Genomic DNA, 24967 nt, shown 5'->3' with positions numbered 1-24967 from the left:
CCTCTATGGTTAATGTTGCGTTAATTCTGCTCGAGCGAGCCTTAAAAAATGCGTGACCGTGGCGCTGGCCATGAAGCATTAACCATTCTGAGCCAGTGTGTGGAATTGGTCGAAGGGGCGAAAAACGCAAAGGAAGATGACGGCATGATGGCGAGAAAACCATCGACAGCGCGGAAGTCGCGCGGGCCTTTGCGCGAAACTCATAGCGCGACATGGTTTGCTTTCGATGCCGAACCGGTCGAGGACGCTGAATTTGAAACCATTCTCCCGGCCTCGCCGCGCCCGAAATCCCTATCATACGGCATTTCGCAGAAGTCGTTCACACCGGGCAAGTTGCTGCCCGAAGCGGGCATTCAAAGCGAATGGCCGGGCTTCGGTTATTGGGTTTTCGTCGCTCTTTGCGCAACGACCGCCTTCTGGATAGCGGGCGGGTATACCCTTCTTTCCTATAAGCCGTTTGCCGGCGGACAGCCGGCCCTGCCGCTGATTTCGGCGCTTCAGCTAAGCAATCTCCGAACCAGCATTGCAGTGCATGATAAAGGCGACGTGCTGAGTGTCGGCGGGCGCATACGGAACATCGCAGATGAGGAACGCGCCGCGCCACCGCTGATCGTCATGATCACTTATAGCAATGGCAGCAAACGCGAACGTCGTCTGCCCCTCGGTAAAACCATGTTGAAACCCGGTGCGTATATCAACTTTGAAACAGTGCTTCCGGCGCTGCGCGGCACTATCGAGAACGTCGATGTGCGATTGGCCGCACCAACTTAAAACGGTACGGCTACTGCCAGCAACCGAGGTTGCGGCCTTTGAGATTGTGCGAATCGATTGCGACGACGAGACGTGGGTCTTCGCGCAAAAGAACCAATGTCGTGCGCTGCTTGAGATCAATTTTCTCCCAGCCCGCGCATTCCGTAGGCATGGGCGTACTGTCGATCTTGACTTTTTCGGTCCATGCAGTCGCTGTACAGCCCGACAGGGCCGCAACAATCGGAACGACTTTAGCCACCTCAAAAACGAGCCTTTGTGTTTTCGTTCCACGATGAGTGTTCAAGGCTGACAACTCCAATCTGCCCCGCGAAAGCCCAGCCAAACAATTTTGTATCGGCAAGCGTCGCCCATTCGACATCTGCGCTTATAACGTGTCGGCACCCTCCTCCGCAATACAGCTGAACGGGGTCGAGAGCTTTTAGACAAGCCCAGTCGAGCAGCTCTTCCTGTCTGTCGGAACCCAAATTAGTAGATGCATAAAAGCAAACCCGAATACAGGAAGAATAGCTTTTCTATTTACTAAAATGAAAGGGAGATTCGCAGACAACAAAACCCCGCAATAAAGTTAAACGCGATTGTCGAAAGAAAAAGACGACTATATGCTTCTTTCTATATGATTCGCATATGACATTTTCAATACACCAACCTTGGGGACTTCCATGCTTAACAAATTGTCGGCTGAGTTTTTCGGAACATTCTGGCTTGTTTTCGGCGGCTGTGGCAGCGCAATCCTCGCCGCAGCCTTCCCTGAACTGGGCATCGGCTTTCTCGGTGTCGCCCTCGCCTTTGGCTTGACTGTCCTTACCATGGCCTATGCTGTAGGCGGCATTTCCGGCGGGCATTTCAATCCCGCCGTTTCCTTGGGCCTCATGGTGGCTGGACGTTTTCCAGCCAAGGACCTGATCCCATACTGGGTTGCACAGGTTCTGGGTGCTATTGCGGCTGCGGCCGTGCTCTTCCTCATTGCGTCCGGCAAAGAAGGCTTCTCGGCCGGTGGCCTTGCTTCAAACGGCTTTGGCGAACTTTCGCCAGGCGGCTACAGTATGATGGCAGGACTGCTCATTGAGGTTGTCCTGACGGCCTTTTTCCTCATCATCATTTTGGGCTCCACGTCGTCGTTGGCTCCAGCTGGCTTTGCTCCAATTGCCATCGGTCTCGGTCTGACGCTGATCCATCTGGTTTCGATCCCGGTCACCAATACATCGGTCAACCCGGCCCGCTCGACCGGCGTCGCTCTCTTCGCCGACACGGCTGCACTCAGCCAGCTCTGGCTGTTCTGGGTAGCGCCGCTTGTTGGCGCGGCTATCGGCGCGGTCATATGGAAAGGCCTACTCGGCAAGGATTGATCCCGAACCACAACAAAGAAAGGCCGGCTCAAACCGGCCTTTCTTGCTTTTGAAGACTACATTGAAACTGACTGATGCTGAACTTCACAAAAGTGGTTCCGATCATGGGAAGGATGCTGTAAGTAACACCCATCTTCCTGTTGTTGCGCATTATGCCAAGCAAAGCCGCTTCGTACTTTTGCTGGAAATGCTTTAGATGTTATGAGCAATGTCCCCCACCCCTGATGCTCCTTCTTCGGATCGTTACGCAGCATTCCGGCACTCTGCCTTCAAAAAATACTGGGGCGCACGCTTCCTGAGCGCTTTTGCCGTGCAAATCGTAAGTGTGTCGGTGGGTTGGCAGATCTATGATCTCACCCGTGATGCCTTCAATCTGGGCATGGTCGGACTTGTGCAATTCCTACCGGCCCTACTGCTGGTTCTGATAACCGGCGCTGCTGCCGATCGTTTCGGCAGACGCTTCATCATGGGCTTGTCGCTCATTCTCGAGAGCATGGTAACGGCGCTGCTGCTCTATCTGACGCTTGCAGGGCTGTTCGAGCCCCTGACCGTCTTTGCAGCACTGACCCTCTTTGGTGTCGCACGCGCGTTTCTGGGCCCTTCTTCTGCGTCATTGGTTGTCAACCTCGTGCCGACAGAGGATTTCGCCAACGCCGTTTCATGGAATTCATCGGCATGGCAGGTGGCGACAATCGTGGGACCGGTTGCGGGGGGCCTGCTCTATGGAATTTCTCCGGTCGCGGCCTATTCCATCGCAACGCTGTTCCTGCTGATCGGCTCCTTGCTGATCTTCTCCATTCCAAAGCCCACACAGCACACGCTTACCGAGCAGCGCTCGCTGACGAGCATGCTGGCTGGCTTCCGCTATATCTGGAAGGAGAAGATCGTTCTTGGCGCGATTTCGCTCGACCTTTTCGCCGTGCTGCTTGGCGGAACGGTGGCTCTGCTGCCCGTTTATGCGCGCGACATCCTTGACCTCGGCCCGTGGGGGCTGGGCTTGCTGCGATCCGCTCCAGGGATCGGTGCCGTACTGACTGCCGTCTGGCTGGCTGGGCATCCGATTCGCGACCATGCTGGCCGTGTGATGTTCGTCTTCGTCGGCCTCTTCGGCTTCTTCAATATTGTCTTCGGCGTATCGACCCTGACATGGCTGTCTGTCGTCGCCCTGGCGCTTGCAGGCGCTGCGGATATGATCAGCGTCTATATCCGCGAAACGCTGATGCAACTCTGGACTCCCGATCACGTGCGCGGTCGCGTCAACGCCGTCAACATGGTATTCGTGGGTGCATCGAACGAGCTTGGCGAGTTCCGCGCCGGCCTGATGGCAGCAGCCCTCGGCGCTGTTCCTGCCGTCGTCATCGGTGGATTGGGATCAATCGCTGTTGCGGTCGCCTGGGCTGCAATGTTCCCACAGTTGCGCAAAGCCCGCCATTTGCAGGGGCGTACTTGATCGCTCGAAATATTTGAGACTGTCAGGAGGCGGATGTACTGCGGCTTGCCGTGTCCATGCGCTCCTGAATGGCATTCAGGTCTTCCTGCTGGATGCCTACAAGTTCAGCGACACGCCACATCACATTGGCTTCAACTTCGCTCACCTTGCCATCGGCATAGACCATTTCCCACATCAGGCCGATCAGGTCGAGCCTTGCGCGATAGTCGAGCTGTCGCTTCAGAACCGACGTGAAGTCCGACAGATCAATTGCTTCTTGATCGGCTTGTTCCGCCGCAAGAATCAACTGTTTCAGGCGATCACCCTTCAACCCGTATTTCTGCGACAGCGTTGAAGAGAGCTTCTTGCGCTCACTTTCGCGCGTTTCACCGTCGGCATCCATGATGTGATAAAGCAAGGCTGCGGCGGCCAGTCGTGGATCATCATTGGAGAATTTTTCGTTCCGGTCACGAAAACCGCTGGCCGGCAGTTCTTTTAAAAAGTCCAGAAGACGATCGAACATTCACCCTCGCTGCCACATTCACTGCTTGCCGACCGTAAACGTGGTTCCGGCTTTTGGTTAGCAACATCAAAGGTAACGGGCTGGATAGGTCACGCAAGGCAGTAAACTGTCTTACACTGCCATTTACAGCGCATGAGGTGCGCTGCGTTGTTTTTCGGCAACGATTCGCGGAAAGTCGGATCAGAAAAGCCTCAATCCGTTCTGCGCCTTTTGTGAAGATTTGCTTTCGTCGACACCCGGATCGTCCACCACAAGGTGCTCTCGGCGCGGCTCATCCTCTGCATAGTTATCAGTCACGACGACATCGGCCACCGGCGGCTTCACGTCTTCGACCTTCTTTACAGCAACGGCTGACGAGACCTTAACTGGCTCCGCGGCGGGGACAATGACCTCAGCTTCCTCGACATCGCGAACAGCCGGCTTGTTCTCGGTTCCTGCGGAAATATCCTTCGCGTCAGCCTTTTCCCCAGGCTCGGGCAGAACGATTTGATTGACCGGCTTTGCCTCCACCGGACCTTTGATTTCAGGCCTCTCCGCTTCAATCGCCGGAGCGAGTTCCACCAAGGGAACTTTCCACTCGAAACTGTTGAGCCGACCGGTGACCGGGGACACAGGCGACCATTGTTCGGAAACATAACCATCTGCGGTCCACGCCGGATCGCGCGGTGCCTTGACCGCACGCGCCAGCCATTCACGAACCTTGCCCTGATCGCCAGTTTCAGCTTCTTCAATATCGGCCAGCAGCAGATATGCGCTTTCACGCGGCGAGGCGCGAAGTACCTGCTCGGCATTGTCGCGCGCAAGGCGATAGTCGCCCGCCTCATAGGCGGCACGCGCCAGAGCGAGGCTGCCCTCGGGATTGTTCGATCGCAGCGATACCAGATGCTTTGCGCGCTTCAGTCGATCCTGTGCGGTATCCCCGGAGCGGGCATAGACATAGGTCGAGGCAATGTCGGGATGCGGAAACCGTTTCCAGGCGGCTTCCAGAGTTTTCGAGCCTTTCCGCACATCACCATCGGCAAAAAGCGCACGTGCGGCAACCACGGCGGCGGGCACCAGATCGGGCGCGAGTTTGTTTGCATCCAGCGCCAGCGCCTTCGCCTGCGCATGATCGACATCAACGACTGCCATCGCCTTGGCAGTTAGTAATGCGGCGCGTTCCTTCTTCACCACATCCTTGCTATGGGCGAGCGCCTGCTTGCGTGCATCCACGAGCTTCAGCGCAGCGTCCCAATCGCCCTCGGCACAAAGCTGGCCCATCATGGCCGAAGAGGCCCATTCAAGCTGCGGTGCCTGCTGGGCGGCTTCGGCAGCGTAATGGCGGGCAGCATCAAGGGCACCAACGCGCTGGGCTTCGATGTAAAGCCCACGCAAGCCGAGCAGCCTTGTCTCGGGATCCTCCACCATCGCCTCGAAGCCCTTGCGGGCATCTTCCGTGCGACCTTCCAGCATCGCGGTCTGCGCTTCGAGAAGGTTTATCAGCGGCTCCTGATCGGAACTCAGCAATTTTCCTGCCTGCTTCGTCATGCGGCGCGCCGCTTCCGCGTCGCCTGCACCGGCTGCAATCAATCCGGTCGAAAGCGACTGATAGCCACGATCGCGCTTGCGTGCGCGAAAATGCCTGCGCAGCGTGTAAGGTGACTGAATAATGCTCTTGATGAGCCACCACAGGATGAGAATGGCCGCGACAATGGCAACGATTCCCGCGACAGCGGTTATCAAAGGCACATTGTAGTGGTTGCCTGCGAAGGTGACATCGAGTTCGCCCGGACGGTCCGCAAGCCAGGCAAAGCCGAAACCGAGTGCAGCAACAATAGCCAGATAGAACAGGACACGCAGCATCGGCCGCCTCCTATTGACCGGAAGAGGCCGGAGCCCCTCCGGTTTCACCCGCCGAAACCTTCGGCTTCAGACTGTCTGCAACGAGGCGCTGCACAAGCGCGTCTGCATCCCGTCGCGCTCGCAATTGATCGGCAAATTCCTGAGAGGTTGCCTTCGCATCGGCAGGAAGTTGCTCCCATTCACTAAGTGCACGCTCCAGGTCACCAGATTGAAGGGCAGCCTCCATACGGGCGGTGATCGGTCCGACTCCGGTACCGCTGATATTTCCCGCAACCGGGCGCACACTAACCAGACCTTTGGCGCTGGCAACGAGCTGGTCCCAGATTCCGGCATCGGCTGGCAATTTATTCTCCGTCGCTACTATCTTGTTCGCAACGGCACCGAACCATGAATTCAGGTCTGCAACGGTCGGGACGCCCCTATCGGCGAACGCACGCAGCTGTTCGACAGGCGCACCATCCGATGCGACAGACGCATATGTGTCGAGCTCTGCCTTGAACGAGCCACCGCGATCAATCGCCGTTTTCAATGCGTTCGCCGCTATCAAAGCCGTCGCATCAGGTTGGCGTGAAGCCTGGGTAATCTTTTCCTGCAACGAGGACAGCTTCGATTCGAGCGATGAAATCGTACCGCTGTTTCCAGAAACTCCGGCTGTCGCCTCATCGGCCCGATTCTGTGCCGCTGAAAGTTTGCTTTCCAGCGCATCCAACCGCTCTGTCAGAGCAGTGGTATCCCTTTCCGCGTCCTGCCCGGCCTCTTTCGGCAAGGCAGCAAATTGCTGCTGAAGATCAGCGAAAGAACCCGCTACCGCTTCTGCCTTGATTTCTGCTGCCTGAACATTCTTCTCCAGAGCCGCAAGCTGCGTGCGGCTCGCATCGTCAAGCGGCGCCGGCGTCGGATTGCTTCGTAGATCGGCAATCTGCTGTTCCATATGCGCGAGCTGTTCCGCTGTAACTCTTGCGCCCGGAGAGGCTATAACATTCCCCCATTGCAGCGCCAGCAATCCGCCAAGGCCGATAACGCCGCCAGCAATTCCAGCCAGAAGATGCGACACAACCGCACCGCTCTTTTGCGCGGGCCGCTGGGTTTCTGGTTTCACGCCGGACGTAAAGGGTGGTTTGGTATAAGTAGAATTTTGTGGCTTTTCTGCATTTACTGCCTTTTCGGCAGCCATGGCTTCCGGCTTCGGTTCTGCAGGCTTCGGGGTTTCCGGCTTTGGGTTTTCAGATTCTGAAAAACTTCCAACCGGCTCCGCCTCTGGCGAAGCCTTCGCCGGTTCGTCAACCCGCTTCACATCTGAAGGATCGAGATTGATCGTCACAGGATTACGGGCCGATTTGGAGTGTCGCGGAGTGCCGGGTTTCGCCATGGATCCTCTCGTAAACGCCAAGTGGTTGCATCAGACTCTAACAGATAAAATCGCCAGATGAAGGAAGGTTGCGCCAAAATGAGTCAAAGTTTGGCAAACAACCGGAAAAGTCCATCTTCATCCGGCTGGTTCGGAACAAGTGCATTGGCCCGCCAGCGCGCTGGCAACCGGTCGGCCACTCGGTCAGAAATGCATAGAAACCGCGTTCTCTCGCTAAAAGGCGGCTCGATTTCACGCATTGCTTCGACGAAGCTCGTCGCAGCAATGCCGGAATAAAGCATGACCGCGACAAAAGGCGCACCATCAAGCACCTTCAGAAGTGCTGACGCAGAATAGGAAACAGTCTCCGTGTCATAGACATCAGCCACATGCATATCCAATTGAGCGGCGCGCACCTCATCTTCGAACACCGGCTGGCGCACCCGTCCAGCGAGATAAAGGATACGGGATCGTTCGGGAAGAAAGCGCCGCATCGTCGCCGCAAGACGAACCGCATCGCCGCCACCGTCGATCACCTGACCGAATCCAGCCTTCCGTGCGGCCCGTGCTGTCCCCTGCCCTACTGCAAAAAGCGGTAAGCCAAGAAACGGTCTCAACCGTTCAAGCTTCATGTGGTGAAGCGCATTGGCGCTCGTCACCGTCAAAGCCGCAAACGGGCCATCAGGCAAAGCGAATGAAAGCGCAACGGTCCGGCTCAGCGGAAGCAAAACCGGTTCGTACCCCCTCGACGCCAGTTCTGCGGCGGTCTGCGAGCAAGCCGGCTGAGGCCGCGTTACCAGAACGCGGCCTTGAGATACGGTTTGTGTCCGCTCCGCCAAGTCTACTCCCAGCCCTCAAAAAATTGGGGACCGGCTTTCGCACACAGATGTTCTGCGGCTTCTGTACCAAGTGCGGCAGCATTCGATGTCGGACCTTCCGCCCTGATCTCATGCGCCTCTGTCCCATCCGGTTTCAAAATCATGCCGTGAAACGAAACCGTATCGCCGTTGACATTTGCAAGGCCAGCAATAGGCGTGCGGCATGACCCGTCAAGTGCGGCCAGAAATGCTCGTTCACAGGCAAGTGCTATTCCCGTTTCACGGTGCGCGAGAGGCGCCAGCAGCGCATCGATGCGGGTGTCACCGATGCGTGTCTCGATCCCGATGGCCCCCTGTCCCGGCGCAGGCGGAAAACTTTCCGGGTCAGCCAAATCTGTAATGACATCGCCAAGCCCCAGTCGCCGCAAGCCTGCACAGGCGAGAAACGTCCCGTCTACCTCACCAGCTTCCAGCTTGCGCAACCGGGTATCGACATTGCCGCGGAAAATCACCACTTGGATGTCGGGGCGAAGGCGCCGGATCAAAGCCTGACGGCGTAATGACGATGATCCGACGGTGGCGCCATGCGGCAGATCAACAAGGCGGGAAGCCGTGCGACCAACAAAGGCATCGCGCGGGTCTTCGCGTTCAAGGAAAACAGAAAGATGAAGACCATCAGGCAGCACCGTCGGCATGTCCTTAGTCGAATGGACCGCAAGATCGATTCGCCCGTCCGTCAGCGCCTGCTCAATCTCTTCGGTAAAGAGCCCTTTGCCACCGATTTCGGAGAGCGCGCGATCCTGAATGCGGTCGCCAGCCGTCGACATGGGAACGATTTCGACGGCTTCTTCCGGCAGACCATGTGCCTCCATAAGGCGGCGACGCGTCTCGTAAGCCTGGGCGAGGGCAAGCTTGCTGCCCCGCGTGCCTATCTTCAACGTGCCATTCTTCAAGGATGCTGTTTGCATATTGCGCTGTCCATGGTACCGGATTTTTCAATGAATTATGAGACAGGCAGGGTCTAACCGCAAATGCGCATTCTTGGAATAGAAACAAGTTGCGACGAAACAGCCGCCGCAATCGTCGAACGGGACGATCAAAGCGAGGGACGGATTCTGTCCAATGTGGTTCTGAGCCAGATCGCCGAACATGAACCCTATGGCGGCGTAGTACCGGAGATTGCCGCCCGCGCTCATGTCGAGGCCCTGGACAGGCTGGTTGCACGGGCACTGGAGGATGCCGGCATGAAGCTTTCCGAGGTCGATGCCGTGGCAGCCACTGCGGGACCTGGATTGATCGGCGGATTGATCGTCGGGCTCATGACCGCCAAAGCGTTGGCCATGGCTGCTCAGAAACCATTTTATGCCATCAACCATTTGGAGGGGCATGCCTTGACGGCGCGTCTTACCGACGGCCTACCTTTTCCCTATCTGCTGCTGCTCGTTTCTGGCGGGCATACGCAGATGGTACTTGTACGCGGTGTTGGCGATTACGAACGTCTTGGCACGACCATCGACGATGCGCTCGGCGAAGCTTTCGACAAGACGGCCAAGCTTCTTGGGCTGCCTTATCCGGGCGGCCCGGCGGTCGAGCGCATGGCGCTCCAGGGTGATCCAAAGCGATTCGCTCTGCCACGACCGCTCAAAGGCGAGGCAAGGCTCGATTTCTCTTTCTCCGGGCTCAAGACGGCAGTGCGCCAGACGGCAACAGAACTGGTTCCATTGTCTGACCAAGATGTGGCCGATATTTGCGCCTCTTTCCAAGCCGCGGTCGCCGACACCCTGACCGACCGGGTGGGCCGTTCGCTCGAACGTTTCAGAAGCGAGTTTTCCGATTGCGAAACACCGGCACTCGTCGTCGCCGGCGGAGTCGCGGCCAACAAGACCTTGCGTAACGCGCTCGAAACTCTTTGCGCCCTGCACGGTTTCAGCTTTATCGCTCCGCCGCTCGATCTGTGCACCGACAATGCCGCTATGATTGCCTGGGCTGGAGCTGAACGTGCGGCAACCGAGGCTCCTGATCAGCTTGACCTTGCGCCGCGTTCCCGCTGGCCGCTTGATGAAAAGTCGGCTCCGCTGATTGGCACCGGGCGACGTGGAGCCAAGGCATGAACAAAAGAACGAGCAAAATTGCCATTCTGGGTGGCGGCGCCTGGGGAACGGCCCTAGCGGCCATGGCGAGCAAGAGCGGCCACGAAACTTGGCTATATGCCCGCGACGAGGCGACGGTCGAAGCTATTAATCGAACGCATCGCAATCCGCGCTATCTGGACGCCATCGAGCTTCCCGCCGCTATCAATGCGAGTGCGGACGTAGCTGCCGTGGTCGATCGTGCGGATGCCGTTCTGGCCGTCATTCCCGCACAGACCATGCGCGCCGGGCTTTCGGAGTTAAGCAGTATTATTCCGCAAACCGCACCCGTCGTACTCTGCGCAAAAGGGATCGAACGCAGCACAGGACGATTGATGTCGGAAGTCGTGGCCGAAGTACTGCCGAACCACCGGATTGCCGCACTATCGGGTCCGAGCTTCGCAACCGATGTCGCACACGGCCTTCCAACCGCCGTGACGGTTGCCTGCGAGGATGCAGCAACTTCCGATCAGCTCGCAGCACTTCTGTCCGGTCCGGCTTTCCGCTGCTATTCGACAACCGACCTTAAAGGCGTCGAGATTGGCGGCGCCTTGAAGAATGTTCTCGCCATTGCCGCCGGTGCCACCATCGGGCGCAGCTTTGGTGCAAGTGCACAGGCAGCACTGGTCACGCGCGGGTTCGCCGAACTTCGCCGCATCGGACAAGCCATGGGTGCTAGACCCGAAACCATCATGGGCCTGTCCGGTCTCGGCGATCTGATGCTGACCTGTTCGTCGTCGCAGTCGCGCAATTATTCCTATGGACTGGCGCTTGGACGTGGCGAAGACTTGACCAATCGTCCGCTTGCGGAAGGCGTGGCGACCGCACCGATTGCCGCCGAATTATGCCGCAAACACGCTATCTCCGCCCCAATCATTGATGCGACGGGTGCGCTGCTTGACGGCGCCATCACCATTGACGAAGCCGTTACGGCTTTACTCAACCGACCACTCAAGGCCGAGGACTAGAGCATGATCGCAAAAAGTGGGAACCGGTTTTCAGACAAGATCGTGCTCGAACGAAAAGGATAATTGACAATGCTTTTTGCCCTTCTATGCAACGACAAGCGGGACCATCTGCAACTGCGCCTCGATACACGCCCTGCACATCTCGACTATCTCAAGGGGCTTGGTGACGGCCTGAAATTCGCGGGTCCCTTCGTTGGTGAAGACGGCAAGCCGAACGGTAGTCTGGTTGTTATCGAAGCTGCGGACAAGGCCGCAGCGGAAAAGATAGCCGCTAACGATCCATATGCGCTGGCAGGCCTGTTCGAGAGCGTAACCGTACGTCCATGGAACTGGGCGATCAACAACCCGGCCAACGCTTGAGGCTCGTGAACGATGGCTTACTGGCTGTTCAAATCCGAACCGTTCAAATGGTCATGGGAAATGCAGAAAGCCCGTGGCGAGAAAGGCGAGCAGTGGGATGGGGTGCGCAATTATCAGGCGCGCAACAACATGCGCGCCATGAGACTGGGTGACAAAGGCTTCTTCTATCATTCCAATGAAGGGTTGGAAGTCGTCGGTATCGTCGAGGTCTGCGCGCTGGCCCACCCTGATAGCACCACCGATGACCCACGCTGGGAATGTGTGGACATCAAGGCCGTTCGCGACATGCCAAAGCCGGTAACGCTGAAAGATGTGAAGGCCAATCCGAAATTGGAGAAGATGGCGCTTGTCACCTCGATGCGGCTTTCGGTGCAGCCGGTAACGGAAGACGAATGGATCGAAGTTTGCCGTATGGGCGGGCTGGACACAAAGAACGCCTTGTCATGAGCGTGTCTTTATTCCCAAACCGGTTCCCGCTTTGGAGAGACATGCTCTGATGTCAGACCCGGCAAATAAGGGTGCGCGTGATTTCATTCTGGCCAATACCAGTCTGCAAACGCCGCCGCATGTGCCGGAAATTCGCTTGCATCTGGCCGATGAAGCGCACGACCTCTGGCACAAAACAGAGGAAGAACTCGCCACAATCGGCCTGCCGCCGCCTTTCTGGGCCTTCGCATGGGCGGGCGGACAGGGCGTGGCGCGTTATGTTCTGGATTACCCCGAAACAGTCAAAGACAAGACGGTACTGGATTTCGCATCGGGTTCCGGCCTTGTCGCCATTGCTGCCATGCAAGCGGGTGCATCAAGTGCGCTTGCGTCGGACATCGACCCCTTTGCGCTTCCCGCCATCGAGATCAACGCATCGGCCAATGGCGTGTCGGTTATTCCTTCGCTGGATGACCTTATTGGGAGGGACGATGGCTGGGATGTCGTGCTGGCGGGCGACGTCTTTTATGAAAAGCCGCTCGCCGAGCGGCTTATTCCCTGGTTTTCAAAGCTCGCCGCACGCGGCGCGCGTATCGTAGTAGGCGACCCAGGACGCGCCTATCTGCCCAAGGAGCGGCTGCAGTTCCTTGCCGTCTATACCGTGCCGGTCACCCGCGCCCTCGAAGACGCGGAAGTGAAGCGCACGACCGTTTGGGCCTTTGAGGCCGTTCCGGTTAAAACGGAGTCGTCGGAACCGCTCTAACTATTTGTTTTCGAGCATGTCTTCCAAAACCGGTTTCCACTTATGGGAGACAAAGTCAGGCAAACCGCTTTGCACCGGCCACGCAAACGACGACCACCGCTGCCGTGCCGACCATCCCCATACTAACGGGTTCTCCCGCAATACCGGCCGCGAGCATAAGGCCAAAGAACGGCTGAAGAAGCTGCAACTGGCCGACAGTAGCGGCGCCGCCCTGCGCAAGGCCGCGATACCAGAAGAAAAAACCGATCAGCATCGAAAACAAGGAGACATAGCCGAGGCTCATCCAGGCTTGCGTGCCGATGCCTGTCCATGTCTCAGGGCGCGTCATCACACTCAGCGGCAGCATGACCGGCAACGAGAACACCAGCGCCCAGCAGATAACCTGCCAGCCTCCGAGCCTGCGCGAAAGCTGTGCACCTTCTGCATAGCCCAGACCGCAAACAATAACAGCAGCGATCATCAGCACATCCCCCAGAAGTGTGGACTGGCTTCCCTGTCCATAGGCATAGGACGCGACAATGAGGCTTCCCAAGACAGAAAATAGCCAGAACATCGGGCGCGGATGCTCTCCGCCGCGCAGGACAGCGAAGATTGCCGTGGCGAGCGGCAACAGTCCGATAAAGACAATCGCATGGGCCGATGTCATGTGCTGAAGGGCAAGCCCCGTCAGAAGCGGAAAGCCGACGACCACGCCAAGCGCAACAACAATCAACGAGATCGCATCGCTACGGCGTGGAAAAGGCTCCCGGAACGCCAGCAGCATCGCCAGTCCCAGCACACCTGCAATAGATGCGCGCGCCATCGTCAGGAAAGTCGGATCGATATCGATCACCGCCAACCGAGTTGCCGGCAGCGACCCGGAAAAAATCAATACACCCAAAAACCCGTTAACCCATCCAGCGCTCTTATTCCCAACATTCTCACGCATTGTGTCTTTTCGACTTTCTCTAAAATCGTATAAGGATTCGTAAGACAATGTCGCGAAACTGACGGAATGATCAGAGACAGTATCCAGACAATTCAGGTAAACTGTACTGGTACAAGGGATAGTACAGATGATTTCGACGGGCCTGCTGCGCAGCCTTGAAGCTGTAGAAGCCGCTTACGCGAGTGAAGAAACCGAGCGCGGCGACGAAAACGCCACCGCCAACAGGACCCCGCTGGTTGAAAAGGTGATGGGCATTATTCGCGGGCGCATTACGGCGATGAGCCTTGCGCCGGGCGCGCGACTGCCCTCTATCCGGCGCCTCGCGGAAACGATGAATGTCTCGAAATCCACGGTCGTGGAAGCTTATGACAGGCTGGTGGCAGAAGGCATCATCCAGTCGCGACGCGGTGCAGGATTTTATGTTTCCGAACGCGCACGCCAGCCATTTTCACTCGCCACCAAGACGCCGCACAAGGAACGGCAGATCGATCCTTTCTGGGTCATGCGGCAATCGCTTGAGGCTGACGACGCCACTCTTAAGCCGGGATGCGGCTGGCTACCCGACGAATGGCTTCCGCAGGACGCGATCCGACGCGCGATGCGCATGGTTGCCCGCGACGAGACAAGCAACCTTGCCACCTATGGCGAACCTCTCGGTTTTCGTCCGTTGCGCCAGCATCTGGCTCACCGGCTCGGCGAACAGGGCATTGATGTTTCGAGCGGAGAAATATTGCTGGCCGATTCCGGCACGCAGGCCATCGACCTGATCTGCCGCTATTTGTTGCAGCCGGGCGATACGGTTCTGGTCGACGATCCCTGCTACTTCAACTTTCAGGCCGTACTTCTGACACACCGCGTCAAACTGATCGGAGTGCCTTATACCCATACCGGCCCGGATCTCGAAGCCTTTGCGAGAGCGGCCAGCAATCACGCGCCAAAACTCTATATTTCCAACGCGGGGCTACACAATCCGTCCGGCGGCTCTATGACGCCAGCCACAGCCCACCGTCTGCTGAAGCTCGCCGAAGCACATGGCATCACACTCGTCGAGGACAATATCTTCGGCGATTTCCACCCCTCGCCCGCGCCGCTGCTTGCCGAACTGGACGGATTTGATCGCGTTCTGCATATCGGCAGTTTCTCCAAGACGCTGTCGGCAGCGGCCCGCGTCGGCTATATTGCCGGGCGTAACGACTGGATCGATGGGCTGACCGACCTGAAGCTCGCCACCAGCTTCGGCGGCAATGCATTGTCACCGCAGATCGTGCATGCACTTCTGACCGACGGCACCTATCGCCGCCATATCGACAGCCTGCGCGCCAAACTGGCGGATGCCATGACGTTGACGGCCAACCGCCTGAAGGCTGAAGGACTCACTTTGTGGACAGAGCCGCAAGGCGGTATGTTTCTTTGGGCGGAATTGCCGGATGGGCTGGACTCCGGCCAGATTGCCCGGCATGCTCTGGAAAAAGGCATTCTTCTGGCACCGGGCGATGTCTTCAGCCCATCACGCACGGCAAGCAGTTTTCTCCGCTTCAACGTTGCGCAATCGCTGGAACCGCGCATTTTTGCAGTGTTGCGCGATGCAATGATAGAAGCCCGCCCCAAATAAGAGCTGAAAAACTCCCTCAACATTCACGTTCCCGCATCGAAAACAATTTCAAGCAAAACAGGCACAGTCATCCGGACGGCTGCGAGTATACTTCTGCCACATGTCTTTGGAGGAGACATTGCGCATTTCATCGTCGGTTCCCCATCGAAAGACAGGGCATCATGACGATCCAGCGCAGGGAGAACGGAGAGAGCAGGTTGTCGATACGTTCGCGCCTGCTGGGAGGAAGTATCATTGAATACGCACCAGTCCGGGGCGGATACGCTTTCGCGTCCCGAAGATGAAAAACTATCTGTGACCGCCAATCTGGCATATGGCTTCCAGCATGTGCTGACAATGTATGGTGGCATCGTGGCGGTTCCTCTGATCATCGGTCAGGCAGCGGGCCTCAGCCCGACTGAAATCGGCCTGCTCATCACCGCATCGCTTTTTGCCGGCGGTGTCGCGACTGTCCTGCAAACCATCGGCGTTCCCTTTTTCGGCTGCCAGCTACCTTTGGTTCAGGGTGTCTCGTTTGCAGGTGTCGCCACCATGGTGACCATCGTCACATCAAGCCAGACAGGTGAAGCGGGCTTGCAGGTGGTACTTGGCGCCGTGATCGCCGCGGCAGCGATCGGCCTTATCATCACGCCGATATTCTCGCGCATCACGCGCTTCTTTCCACCACTCGTTACAGGCATCGTCATCACCACCATTGGCCTGACGCTGATGCCTGTTGCAGCGCGTTGGGCGATGGGCGGAGACAGTAATAGCCCCGAGTTCGGCAGCATGGCCAATATCGGTCTTGCAGGCCTCACACTGGTTATCGTTCTCATTCTCAGCAAGATGGGCAATGCCACGATTTCCCGGCTTTCAATCCTGTTCGCCATGGTCATCGGAACCTTTATTGCCTGGGCACTCGGCATGACCGATTTTTCGCGGGTGGGTGAAGGTTCGATGATGGCGCTGCCAGAGGTCTTCCATTTCGGCATGCCAGTGTTCAGCCTTGCGGCAACGCTTTCAATGTTCATCGTAATCATGGTTACACTCGTCGAGACTTCCGCCGATATTCTGGCAGTCGGTGAAATCCTTGGCACGAAAGTGGACTCCCGACGTCTCGCCAATGGCTTACGAGCGGATATGCTTTCCAGCATCCTTTCGCCGGTTGTAGGTTCTTTCACACAAAGCGCCTTCGCGCAGAACGTCGGACTTGTCGCGGTGACAGGTGTGAAAAGCCGTTATGTCGTGGCAACAGGCGGACTGATCCTCATCACGCTCGGCCTCCTGCCCGTGATGGGCCGAGTGATTGCCTGCGTTCCTCCCTCGGTTCTGGGGGGAGCAGGTATCGTCTTGTTCGGCACGGTAGCTGCAAGCGGCATCCGTACCCTCGCCAAAGTGGACTATGAGAACAATGTCAATCTCATCATCGTCGCGACCTCGATAGGCTTCGGCATGATCCCGATCGCGGCACCCCAGTTCTACCACCACTTTCCGAGCTGGTTCGAAACCATTTTTCATTCCGGTATCAGCTCGGCAGCGTTGATGGCTATGGCGCTCAACCTGATGTTCAATGAGATCAAGCTCGGCAATAGCAATCAGATGTCAGTCTTCGCGGAAGGTACGGAACGCATCATCCGCCACCACAACATCTCTGAGCTGCATGACGGCGATTATTTCCTGAACGGCAAGCTCTATGACGCTGATGGCAATGAGGTCAGGGTCGTTGCTGCTGCACATTGAGTAGACTATCGCAGAACACGGATCACAGTCCGATCCGTCAAATGAGGCAGGAGGCGCGCCATGTCGGCGCGCTTCAGCGCTATGCAGCCTTCGGTCGGCGTATAGCCCGGTCGTGCAAGATGAAAGAATATCGCACTGCCGCATCCGCGGCGGCGCGGTACAATGTTCCAATCCATGACAATGCAGACATCGTAATTATGGTCGTTCCGCCACATGACCTCATGGCTTGCCTTGTAGGGCAGGCGCACCGGGCGATTGTAATTGGCGTCCGAAGGCGCATCGCACCAGCCGTCCAGACGGCGGATACGCCCGAGCGGCAGGCGCGATGACGGCAGCGCGCCTTTGTCTCCGCGCCTATAGCCATAGAGCAATCGCATGGATGCCAGAGGTGTCGCCCCGTCGCCTTCGCGCTTGAACGCACTGATTCCCCCCTTGCCAAGAGCGCATTCCAGCACCAGATTGCCTGCAACAAGCAAACCGCGAGTCTTGTGGCCCGGTTTGGCCCGAACATCGATAACGCCGATTCCCAGGCTAATTTTGTATCTAGCCAAGCCTCCGCCTCCGTGTCATGCATGTTCCAAGTTGTAGTTGGCGAAAGCAAAAAACGGTTTCGCGTTTCGCCGCTTCAACTTGTCACCATTAAATGTCATAAAAGCACCAAGAGCCATTTAAATCAAAGAGTAACGAGGACAGGCATGACAGGCCGTACGATACTGATTGTGGACGATGACGAGGACCTCCGCTCCATTCTCGTCGAGCAGCTTGAGCTGTGCGAAGAATTCCAGATTTTGCAGGAAGACAATGCCACAAAAGGTATCCAGACTGCGCGCAACGGCATTGTAGATCTCCTCATCATGGATGTCGGCCTGCCGGATATGGATGGGCGTGAAGCCGTAAAACTGCTGCGCAAAGGTGGTTTCAAGGCGCCTATCATTATGCTCACAGGTCACGATACGGAATCGGATACGATTCTCGGCCTCGAATCGGGCGCCAATGATTACGTCACCAAGCCGTTCAAATTCGCGGTGCTTCTGGCGCGCGTGCGCGCGCAGCTACGCCAGCACGAACAAAGCGAGGACGCGACGTTCATTGTTGGTCCCTATACATTCAAACCGGGCCAGAAACTTCTTATCGACGAAAAGGGCAGCAAGATACGCCTCACCGAAAAGGAAGCGGCGATCATCAAATATCTCTATCGCGCCGGCGATAAAGTTATCAGTCGCGATGTGCTCCTTGAAGAAGTATGGGGCTACAATTCGGGCGTGACCACGCATACGCTGGAAACCCACGTCTATCGGCTGCGCCAGAAAATCGAAAAAGATCCGTCCAATGCGGCACTTCTGGTCACAGAAAGCGGGGGATACAAGCTTGTCCCATGATGGACAGCGCCCGATGCAGGTGTATTGACGATCCATGGCGCTCGATGACGATATTCGTATTCTCGGCACGGTAGGCCTGTTCGAGTCTTTCGCGCCCGAACAGTTGCGGTTGCTTGCCTTCGGTGCGGAACGCCTCGTTCTGAGAGCTGGCCGTGAGCTTTTCCGCGAAGGACAAAGCGCCGACTGCGCCTATATCGTCGTATCGGGCAGTATCACCCTTTTTCACGAACGAGACGAAGGGCGGATTGCGATCCGCCCTGTCGGTCCCGGTGCCATGATCGGAGAAATGGCGTTGATCGCACAGACCTCGCGTCTCACGGGTGCGATCGCCGAAACGGAAACCGAAGTTATTCGCATCAGCCGTGCAATCTTCCGACGCATTCTGGAAGAATATCCCGAAGTGGCGGCATCGCTCCACACGCATATCAGTCGCAACCTGCTGGAATTGATCGGCGAAATCGAAAAGGTTGCACCGCGCCTTTAAGCGCATCCCGAAAAGGGTCAAGCGGTTTTCAGGATGCGCGTAAAATAAATGATCAAAGCGCGATTACCCTTTTCAGAGTTCAATCACTCTTTCCAACCCGATAGCATCAAGAAAAGAATGATCATGGCTCACGACGATCAATGCCCCTTCATAGGCATTGAGAGCGGCTTCCAGCGCTTCAATGGAATCGAGATCGAGATGATTGGTCGGTTCATCCAGGATCAGGAGTTCAGGACGCTCCGTGCCGCCCAAGACGCAGGCAAGTGCCGCGCGCAACAATTCTCCTCCGCTCAGACTACCGGCAAGCCGTGAGGCACCCTCGCCACGAAATGAAAAGCGCGCCAGCGCTGCACGCGCATCATTGTCGTTCGATACCGGGTTGAGACGCCGATAATTCTCATAAAGGGTCTGGTCACGATTCATCAGGTGCATCTGTTGATCGAACATTGCTATGCGCGCGGGGCGCATGACGGTTCCGGCCACAGGTTGAAGCTCCCCTGTCATCAGCCGCAGAAGGCTGGTCTTGCCCGCCCCATTCGGCCCCCCGACAGCCACACGCTCGCCCCCCATGATCTTCAATGACAGGTCGCGGATCACCGGATAATCGGCTTGCGGCCCGCCCGAAACATTCTGCATATCGAGCATGACGCGACCGGGAGGCAGAACTGCGCCCGCCACATCGAAATGCATCGGCTTTACCCGCTCGACCTTTGCCTCGGCCTCCCGCAATCGCGCGCTGGCCCAGCAAGACTGGCGCTCCGCGAGCACATCGCCCCGGCCTTTCGACCGTTGCGCACGATCCTTACGCGCATCGAGCAGCATCTTGCTCATCCCAGCATCAGTACGCGACCTGCGACCCCGCGCGTCACTGCGCGCCTGTCGTTCAGCGGCCGCCTGCGCCTTGCGTTCGACCTGCTCGACCTCGCGCCGCGCTGTTGCAAGATCGCGTGCAGCCATCTCGCGCTCCTCGGTCTTTCTCTCGTGATAAAAATCCCAGTTACCACCATAGAACCGCAGCCCATCGGAAGATAATTCAGCTATCGCATCCATGAATTTCAACAGCTCGCGGTCATGACTGACCACCACGGCAGCACCGCACCAAGCGGTCAGTAATTCGACAACCGCCTTGCGACCGGCACAATCGAGATTATTGGTCGGCTCGTCCAAAAGAATGAGATCGGGCTTGTGGAAGATTAGGGCTGCAAGCGCTGCACGTGTCTGCTGACCTCCGCTCAAGGCTGAAACAGAGATGTCGGGAACCATATCAGGCAAACCAAGCTGCTGTAGTGCATCGGCAAAGCGCTGCGGTAGAAGCCAGTCGGCCTCATCCAGATCAGTGTCACTGGCCAAGCCCTGTGCTACACGCGTCAGTATATCGAAATCTGTGCGCACATCGAAAAGGTCAGCTAGCGTCTCGGTAGCATCGCTGCCGATATTCTGCCGCAACACACCGATAGTTCCGTTCACCGTCACATTTCCGCTTGTCGGGAGCAGCGCGCCACTCATCACGCGCAACAGCGTGGATTTACCCACACCATTGCGCCCGACCAGACCAATACGGCCTTCGGGTATGCTGAAATTTATAGATTCGAAGAGACTACGACCATCAGCCGTGACGCAGGAAATATCCCGAAGAGTAAGAAGAGCAGACATCGCGAACCATGGAAACGTTGATAACACTGGTCATATGAAACAGCGCAATCCGATCCATCGTTCTTCTCTCCTTGTTAGACTCCTCTCTATATAGGCCCTACGACGCGATCAATCCAGATCGAATGTCGCAATAACGGGCACGTGGTCGGATGGGCGATCCCAACCGCGTGCATCGCGAAGGATTTGCAGACCTTGCATGTGCCCTTCGAGATCAGCAGAACCCCAGACGTGATCCAGCCTGCGACCGCGATCCGATTCTGCCCAGTCCTTGGCACGATAGCTCCACCAGGTGAAGATTTTCTGATCTGCAGGAACAAGCTGTCGCATCAGATCGCTCCAACCACCCTTCACACGCAGGTCTTCCAGCGTTTCAGTTTCGATCGGCGTATGGCTGACAATCTTGAGTAGTTGCTTATGGGACCAGACATCATTTTCAAGCGGAGCGATATTGAGATCGCCAACGAGAACGGAAGAGTGCCCGTCTTGCCGGTCGGCGACGATGGCGCGCATTTCTTCGAGAAAAGCAAGCTTATGAGCAAACTTCGGATTGATCTCCGGGTCCGGCTCATCACCGCCCGCGGGAACGTAGAAATTATGAATACGAAGCTTTTTACTACCGGCTTCCACCACCGCGCTCAAATGGCGGCAATCGCCCATTTCACAGAAGCCAATCTTTTCCACGTCCGTCAGCGGACGCCGCGAAATTGTTGCAACGCCGTGATAACCTTTCTGACCGCTGATCGCGATGTGTTCATAGCCGAGCGCGCGAAAACCCTTGGCCGGAAACAGGTTATCAGGGCACTTTGTTTCCTGAAGACACAGAACATCAGGCTGATAATCCCGCAGAAACTGTTCGACAAGCGGCATACGCAGACGAACGGAATTGATGTTCCAGGTAGCAACGGAAAAAGCCATGGAGATCGGACTCGCAGCAACGAAAAAGATGCCGCGAACCTAATCATTTATCCGACAAATGCAAACAGCTTGCCATAGCAAGGTGACAGTTACTGACCTTTGCGCTTCATGGCGATGCGCTGATAGTCGATCTTGAACATATCGTCCGTAAAGCGCACACCGCTGCGCACGTTGAAGATCATCACAGTGGTATCAAGCTTTTGCGCGTCGGTGATGGTCCACTGCTTCAACTCGTAGGACTTCGGATCGAACATCATGGTGATCTTTGAATCGCCGAAGATTGACTTGTCGCCCAGCACCAGCGTTGTCATATCCGGTTCCTGCTTCACGTTCTGAAGACGTCCGCCACCCAGATCGATGCGATCCGCCAGCAGCAACTTCAAGGGCGTCTTTGAAAGCGGATAGAGGTCCCAGGTGTCGAGCTTGCGATTGTTGATGACGACCGATTCGCCGTCCGAAATCACCCGGATCGGAGAATTGTTGTAGTTGAAGCGGATCTTGCCCGGACGCTCGATATAGAAAGTGCCGCCCGTCTGTTCGCCCTTCGGGCCGAACTGTACGAACTCGCCGGTCATGGTGCGCACCGATGAGAAATGATCTGCAATCTGTTGCGCCGCCGCGCCGCCGCCCGCCCCTTGCGCCATCGCCGTGACCGGCGCCAGCAACAGTGACGTCATACCAAGGCCAAGCGCTCCCATTCCCAGCACGGCTGCAAGACGACCAGCTTTCGCGAAGGCGGAGAAACGGGAGAACATCATCGACAAACTTTCTCTTTTCATCATTCTGTTTAACTACGCCGCCAGTTGGGCGCGAGTATGGCCATCAGAAATCATCGTCGCCAGTCGGAACCAAAATTTCACGCTTGCCCGCATGGTTGGCCGGACCGACAATCCCCTCCTCTTCCATGCGTTCGATGATTGAGGCAGCCCGGTTATAACCGATGCCGAGACGACGCTGGATGTAGGAAGTCGAAGCCTTCTTGTCACGCAGCACCACGGCAACGGCCTGATCGTAAGGATCGTCAGAATCTTCCAGATTGCCAGTACCAGCCGGACCGCTGCCGCCTTCGTCGTCTTCTTCATCCTCGGTGATGGCGTCGAGATATTCCGGCACGCCCTGAAGCTTCAGATGCTGCACGATGCGTTCCACCTCGTCGTCGCCGACGAATGGTCCGTGCACGCGCTGGATACGACCGCCGCCAGCCATGAAGAGCATATCGCCCTGACCGAGAAGCTGTTCGGCACCCTGCTCGCCCAAAATGGTGCGACTGTCGATTTTCGACGTCACCTGGAAGGAAATACGGGTCGGGAAATTGGCCTTGATCGTGCCGGTGATGACATCGACCGAAGGACGCTGCGTCGCCATGATGACGTGGATTCCCGCCGCACGGGCCATCTGCGCCAGACGCTGCACGGCACCTTCGATATCCTTGCCAGCGACCATCATCAGGTCAGCCATTTCGTCGATAATCACGACGATATACGGCATCGGCTCGAGATCGAGTTCTTCTGTCTCGTAAATCGCCTCGCCGGTATTGCGGTCAAAGCCCGTCTGCACGGTGCGGGCGATCGGCTCGCCCTTCTTCTGCGCAAGGCCGACACGCTGATTGAAACCGTCAATATTGCGAACGCCGACCTTCGACATCTTGCGATAGCGGTCTTCCATTTCGCGAACGGTCCATTTGAGCGCAACGACAGCTTTCTTCGGATCGGTCACAACGGGCGTCAGCAGATGCGGAATACCGTCATAGACGGAGAGTTCCAGCATCTTCGGATCGATCATGATCAGGCGGCATTCCTGCGGCGTCATGCGATAGAGCAGCGACAGGATCATCGTGTTGATCGCCACCGACTTGCCCGAACCGGTTGTACCCGCAACGAGAACATGCGGCATCTTCGCAATATCGGCGATGACCGGCTCACCATTGATGGTCTTGCCGAGCGCAAGCGCCAGTTTCGCCTTGGACTGTTCGAAGTCGCGGCTTGCCAGCATTTCGCGCAGATAAACCATTTCACGCTTCGGGTTCGGCAGTTCGATGCCGATGGCATTGCGTCCCGGAATGACGGCCACGCGTGCCGCAATCGCGCTCATCGAGCGGGCGATATCGTCGGCAAGGCCGATGACGCGTGAAGACTTGATACCCGGCGCAGGTTCCAGTTCGTAAAGCGTGACGACCGGGCCAGGTTTCACATTGATGATTTCACCACGCACACCGAAATCTTCCAGAACACCTTCCAGCAAACGGGCGTTCTGTTCCAGCGCATCCTTGGAAAGCGCAGGATCGCGCTGGACAAGCTTCGGCTCGGCAAGGAAATGCAGTGATGGCATTTCGAAGACGCCGTTGTCCTTGAGGAAGGATGGCTGTGCCTCGCGCTGGGCGCGTGGACCGGGCTTAGGCGATGGGGCGGCCTGTTCCACGCGGGCCTTGCGGCTCCGCGGCGGCGGCGCATCGTGCCATTCCTGACCGGCGAGCGGCGCGCCGTCATCCATATCGTCCATATCGAAAGGCGGTTCGTCATCGGCAGCGGCAGGCGCACCGAAACCGGGTTCACGGCGCGGCGCGTTGCGTGTTTCGGCATTGCGGCGCACGACGCGCATATCGTCGAAATCTTCCGCACGCGGGCGACGTCGGCCAAGCCCGGTCAGGCGCTTGAAGTTCGCGGTCGTGGTCAGTGCCAGATGGGTGAGTGCGCCCATAAGCTGGAAACCGCCACCGGCTGATGCTTCATCGTCCTCGTCATTCGCCGCGAAATCATCTTCCTCCGCACCACGCCGGGCAGAAGGCTGCGCAGGATTGACGATCCCCGCACCGCGCCCAATGATACCGCTGGCGAAAAGACAGAGCCAGAAAGCCGGGACTGCAAGGATAAGCGCAATGCCCGATGCGATGGCGCCCTGCGGGAAGCTACCCAGGAAGAGCCCCGGAAACTTCAGGATCATGTCACCGAAAACGCCACCGAGACCGATCGGCATCGGCCAGCTTGCAGGTACGGCGAAGCAGCTAGCGATGGCTGCGAATAGCAAAGCAGCGCCAAGCCATGCGAAGCTACGCTTGGCGACCCGTCCAATGCCACCGCGCGTCATCAACAGCAGCGACCAGACAGCGAGCGGAAGCAGAGCGGGAACACTCGCCAGACCGAAAAACTGCATAGCAATGTCGGAGAACACAGCGCCGGGATAGCCAAGCGCATTCGTGACCGGATTGTCAGTTGCGTGACTGAAACTCGGATCGGCGACATTCCATGTCGCCAATGCGCCCACAGCCATGCCAGTGAGCGCCAGAAGCCCTAAGCCGAACAGAATATAGAACTGCCTGCGGAAGAGATTGGCCAGTTTCAGCCTGTCTTCCGTAATCCGCTCGTCACGCAGCGGGTATGATGGCGAATATCCTTGGCGCATATAGCCTGTCCCGAACCGATAGTATCTGCTGGACCCTGGGCAGCAACGCTCGGGGTACATTGAATCGGTCCGATCCTAGTCGCCGGATGGTTAATTCCTCATTAACCATGCAAGAAGCCGCAAACAAAACCGTTGATGAATTGAAAAAGGCGCGG

General features: G+C 57.2%; 24 protein-coding genes. 12 read left to right on the top strand and 12 right to left on the bottom strand.

Features of this window, described 5'->3' with window-relative positions; translation table 11 throughout:
* Positions 1–48: 48 nt before the first annotated feature.
* Positions 49–771: a hypothetical protein gene (locus tag FJQ48_RS08960; protein ID WP_247870334.1), complete on the top strand. Its 723-nt coding sequence runs from the start codon at positions 49–51 to the stop codon at positions 769–771.
* 10 nt (positions 772–781) lie between these two features.
* Here FJQ48_RS08960 and FJQ48_RS08955 read toward each other — a convergent pair whose 3' ends face one another.
* Positions 782–1054 carry a hypothetical protein gene (locus tag FJQ48_RS08955; RefSeq protein WP_139974831.1) on the bottom strand — a complete coding sequence of 91 codons (273 nt, stop codon included), beginning with the start codon at positions 1052–1054 and terminating at the stop codon, positions 782–784.
* Between the two features lie 376 nt (positions 1055–1430).
* On the opposite strand from FJQ48_RS08955, the gene aqpZ reads away from it, so the two are divergent.
* Complete coding sequence (gene aqpZ, locus FJQ48_RS08950; RefSeq protein WP_139974830.1) at positions 1431–2117, top strand: aquaporin Z; 687 nt, start codon at positions 1431–1433, stop codon at positions 2115–2117.
* Positions 2118–2325: 208 nt separating this feature from the next.
* Positions 2326–3567, top strand: a complete 1242-nt coding sequence (locus FJQ48_RS08945; RefSeq protein ID WP_139974829.1) for an MFS transporter — start codon at positions 2326–2328, stop codon at positions 3565–3567.
* 22 nt (positions 3568–3589) lie between these two features.
* Here FJQ48_RS08945 and FJQ48_RS08940 read toward each other — a convergent pair whose 3' ends face one another.
* The 5 genes from FJQ48_RS08940 to hemC form a co-directional block, all read right to left on the bottom strand.
* Positions 3590–4069 (bottom strand): TerB family tellurite resistance protein, encoded by a 480-nt coding sequence (locus FJQ48_RS08940; RefSeq protein WP_139974828.1) that lies wholly within the window; start codon positions 4067–4069, stop codon positions 3590–3592.
* A 180-nt stretch (positions 4070–4249) separates the two neighbouring features.
* A complete protein-coding gene (locus FJQ48_RS08935) occupies positions 4250–5911 on the bottom strand; it encodes a heme biosynthesis protein HemY (protein ID WP_139974827.1) in 1662 nt (553 codons plus the stop codon).
* A 10-nt stretch (positions 5912–5921) separates the two neighbouring features.
* Complete coding sequence (locus FJQ48_RS08930) at positions 5922–7280, bottom strand: mitofilin family membrane protein (RefSeq protein WP_139974826.1); 1359 nt, start codon at positions 7278–7280, stop codon at positions 5922–5924.
* A gap of 83 nt (positions 7281–7363) precedes the next feature.
* A complete protein-coding gene (locus tag FJQ48_RS08925) occupies positions 7364–8098 on the bottom strand; it encodes a uroporphyrinogen-III synthase (protein ID WP_139974825.1) in 735 nt (244 codons plus the stop codon).
* Between the two features lie 2 nt (positions 8099–8100).
* Positions 8101–9045 (bottom strand): hydroxymethylbilane synthase, encoded by a 945-nt coding sequence (hemC, locus tag FJQ48_RS08920; RefSeq protein WP_139974824.1) that lies wholly within the window; start codon positions 9043–9045, stop codon positions 8101–8103.
* Positions 9046–9108: 63 nt separating this feature from the next.
* Here hemC and tsaD point away from each other — a divergent pair, with 63 nt between their 5' ends.
* From tsaD to FJQ48_RS08895, 5 genes are all read left to right on the top strand, one after another.
* Positions 9109–10188 (top strand): tRNA (adenosine(37)-N6)-threonylcarbamoyltransferase complex transferase subunit TsaD, encoded by a 1080-nt coding sequence (gene tsaD / locus FJQ48_RS08915; protein WP_139974823.1) that lies wholly within the window; start codon positions 9109–9111, stop codon positions 10186–10188.
* Positions 10185–11174 carry an NAD(P)H-dependent glycerol-3-phosphate dehydrogenase gene (locus FJQ48_RS08910; RefSeq protein WP_139974822.1) on the top strand — a complete coding sequence of 330 codons (990 nt, stop codon included), beginning with the start codon at positions 10185–10187 and terminating at the stop codon, positions 11172–11174. The genes tsaD and FJQ48_RS08910 overlap by 4 nt, the downstream gene beginning before the upstream one ends.
* 69 nt (positions 11175–11243) lie before the next feature.
* Positions 11244–11534: a YciI-like protein gene (locus FJQ48_RS08905; RefSeq protein WP_139974821.1), complete on the top strand. Its 291-nt coding sequence runs from the start codon at positions 11244–11246 to the stop codon at positions 11532–11534.
* Between the two features lie 12 nt (positions 11535–11546).
* Positions 11547–11981 (top strand): EVE domain-containing protein, encoded by a 435-nt coding sequence (locus FJQ48_RS08900; RefSeq protein ID WP_139974820.1) that lies wholly within the window; start codon positions 11547–11549, stop codon positions 11979–11981.
* Between the two features lie 49 nt (positions 11982–12030).
* Entirely contained in the window at positions 12031–12723 is a 693-nt protein-coding gene (locus FJQ48_RS08895; protein ID WP_139974819.1) for a methyltransferase, read from the top strand.
* 55 nt (positions 12724–12778) lie between these two features.
* Here FJQ48_RS08895 and FJQ48_RS08890 read toward each other — a convergent pair whose 3' ends face one another.
* Positions 12779–13651: a DMT family transporter gene (locus FJQ48_RS08890; RefSeq protein ID WP_139974818.1), complete on the bottom strand. Its 873-nt coding sequence runs from the start codon at positions 13649–13651 to the stop codon at positions 12779–12781.
* Positions 13652–13778: 127 nt separating this feature from the next.
* Here FJQ48_RS08890 and FJQ48_RS08885 point away from each other — a divergent pair, with 127 nt between their 5' ends.
* Together FJQ48_RS08885 and FJQ48_RS08880 are read left to right on the top strand one after the other, a co-directional pair.
* Positions 13779–15263, top strand: a complete 1485-nt coding sequence (locus FJQ48_RS08885; protein WP_139974817.1) for a PLP-dependent aminotransferase family protein — start codon at positions 13779–13781, stop codon at positions 15261–15263.
* 234 nt (positions 15264–15497) lie between these two features.
* Positions 15498–16982, top strand: a complete 1485-nt coding sequence (locus FJQ48_RS08880; protein ID WP_139974816.1) for a nucleobase:cation symporter-2 family protein — start codon at positions 15498–15500, stop codon at positions 16980–16982.
* A gap of 5 nt (positions 16983–16987) precedes the next feature.
* Here the strand turns inward: FJQ48_RS08880 and FJQ48_RS08875 are convergent, their stop codons facing one another.
* On the bottom strand, positions 16988–17533 hold the full coding sequence (locus tag FJQ48_RS08875) for a L,D-transpeptidase (RefSeq protein WP_139974815.1): 546 nt from the start codon (positions 17531–17533) through the stop codon (positions 16988–16990).
* 144 nt (positions 17534–17677) lie between these two features.
* On the opposite strand from FJQ48_RS08875, the gene FJQ48_RS08870 reads away from it, so the two are divergent.
* Together FJQ48_RS08870 and FJQ48_RS08865 are read left to right on the top strand one after the other, a co-directional pair.
* Positions 17678–18361, top strand: a complete 684-nt coding sequence (locus tag FJQ48_RS08870; protein WP_139974814.1) for a response regulator transcription factor — start codon at positions 17678–17680, stop codon at positions 18359–18361.
* 34 nt (positions 18362–18395) lie between these two features.
* Complete coding sequence (locus FJQ48_RS08865) at positions 18396–18845, top strand: cyclic nucleotide-binding domain-containing protein (RefSeq protein WP_139974813.1); 450 nt, start codon at positions 18396–18398, stop codon at positions 18843–18845.
* A 72-nt stretch (positions 18846–18917) separates the two neighbouring features.
* Here the strand turns inward: FJQ48_RS08865 and FJQ48_RS08860 are convergent, their stop codons facing one another.
* The 4 genes from FJQ48_RS08860 to FJQ48_RS08845 all read right to left on the bottom strand — a co-directional run bounded on the left by FJQ48_RS08860 (position 18918) and on the right by FJQ48_RS08845 (position 24812).
* Complete coding sequence (locus FJQ48_RS08860) at positions 18918–20498, bottom strand: ABC-F family ATP-binding cassette domain-containing protein (protein WP_139974812.1); 1581 nt, start codon at positions 20496–20498, stop codon at positions 18918–18920.
* A gap of 108 nt (positions 20499–20606) precedes the next feature.
* Positions 20607–21413, bottom strand: coding sequence for an exodeoxyribonuclease III (locus FJQ48_RS08855; protein WP_139974811.1), 807 nt, complete (start codon positions 21411–21413; stop codon positions 20607–20609).
* Positions 21414–21502: 89 nt separating this feature from the next.
* Entirely contained in the window at positions 21503–22171 is a 669-nt protein-coding gene (locus tag FJQ48_RS08850; protein ID WP_180350162.1) for an outer membrane lipoprotein carrier protein LolA, read from the bottom strand.
* Positions 22172–22235: 64 nt separating this feature from the next.
* Positions 22236–24812, bottom strand: a complete 2577-nt coding sequence (locus FJQ48_RS08845; RefSeq protein ID WP_139974809.1) for a DNA translocase FtsK — start codon at positions 24810–24812, stop codon at positions 22236–22238.
* Positions 24813–24967 lie beyond the last annotated feature (155 nt).

The organism is Ochrobactrum sp. CGA5 (assembly GCF_006345815.1).
In the GTDB taxonomy this organism is placed as follows: Bacteria; Pseudomonadota; Alphaproteobacteria; order Rhizobiales; family Rhizobiaceae; genus Brucella.
The sequence above is the reverse complement of the archived record's forward strand: the minus strand, read 5'-3'. Positions and strand labels throughout refer to the sequence as shown.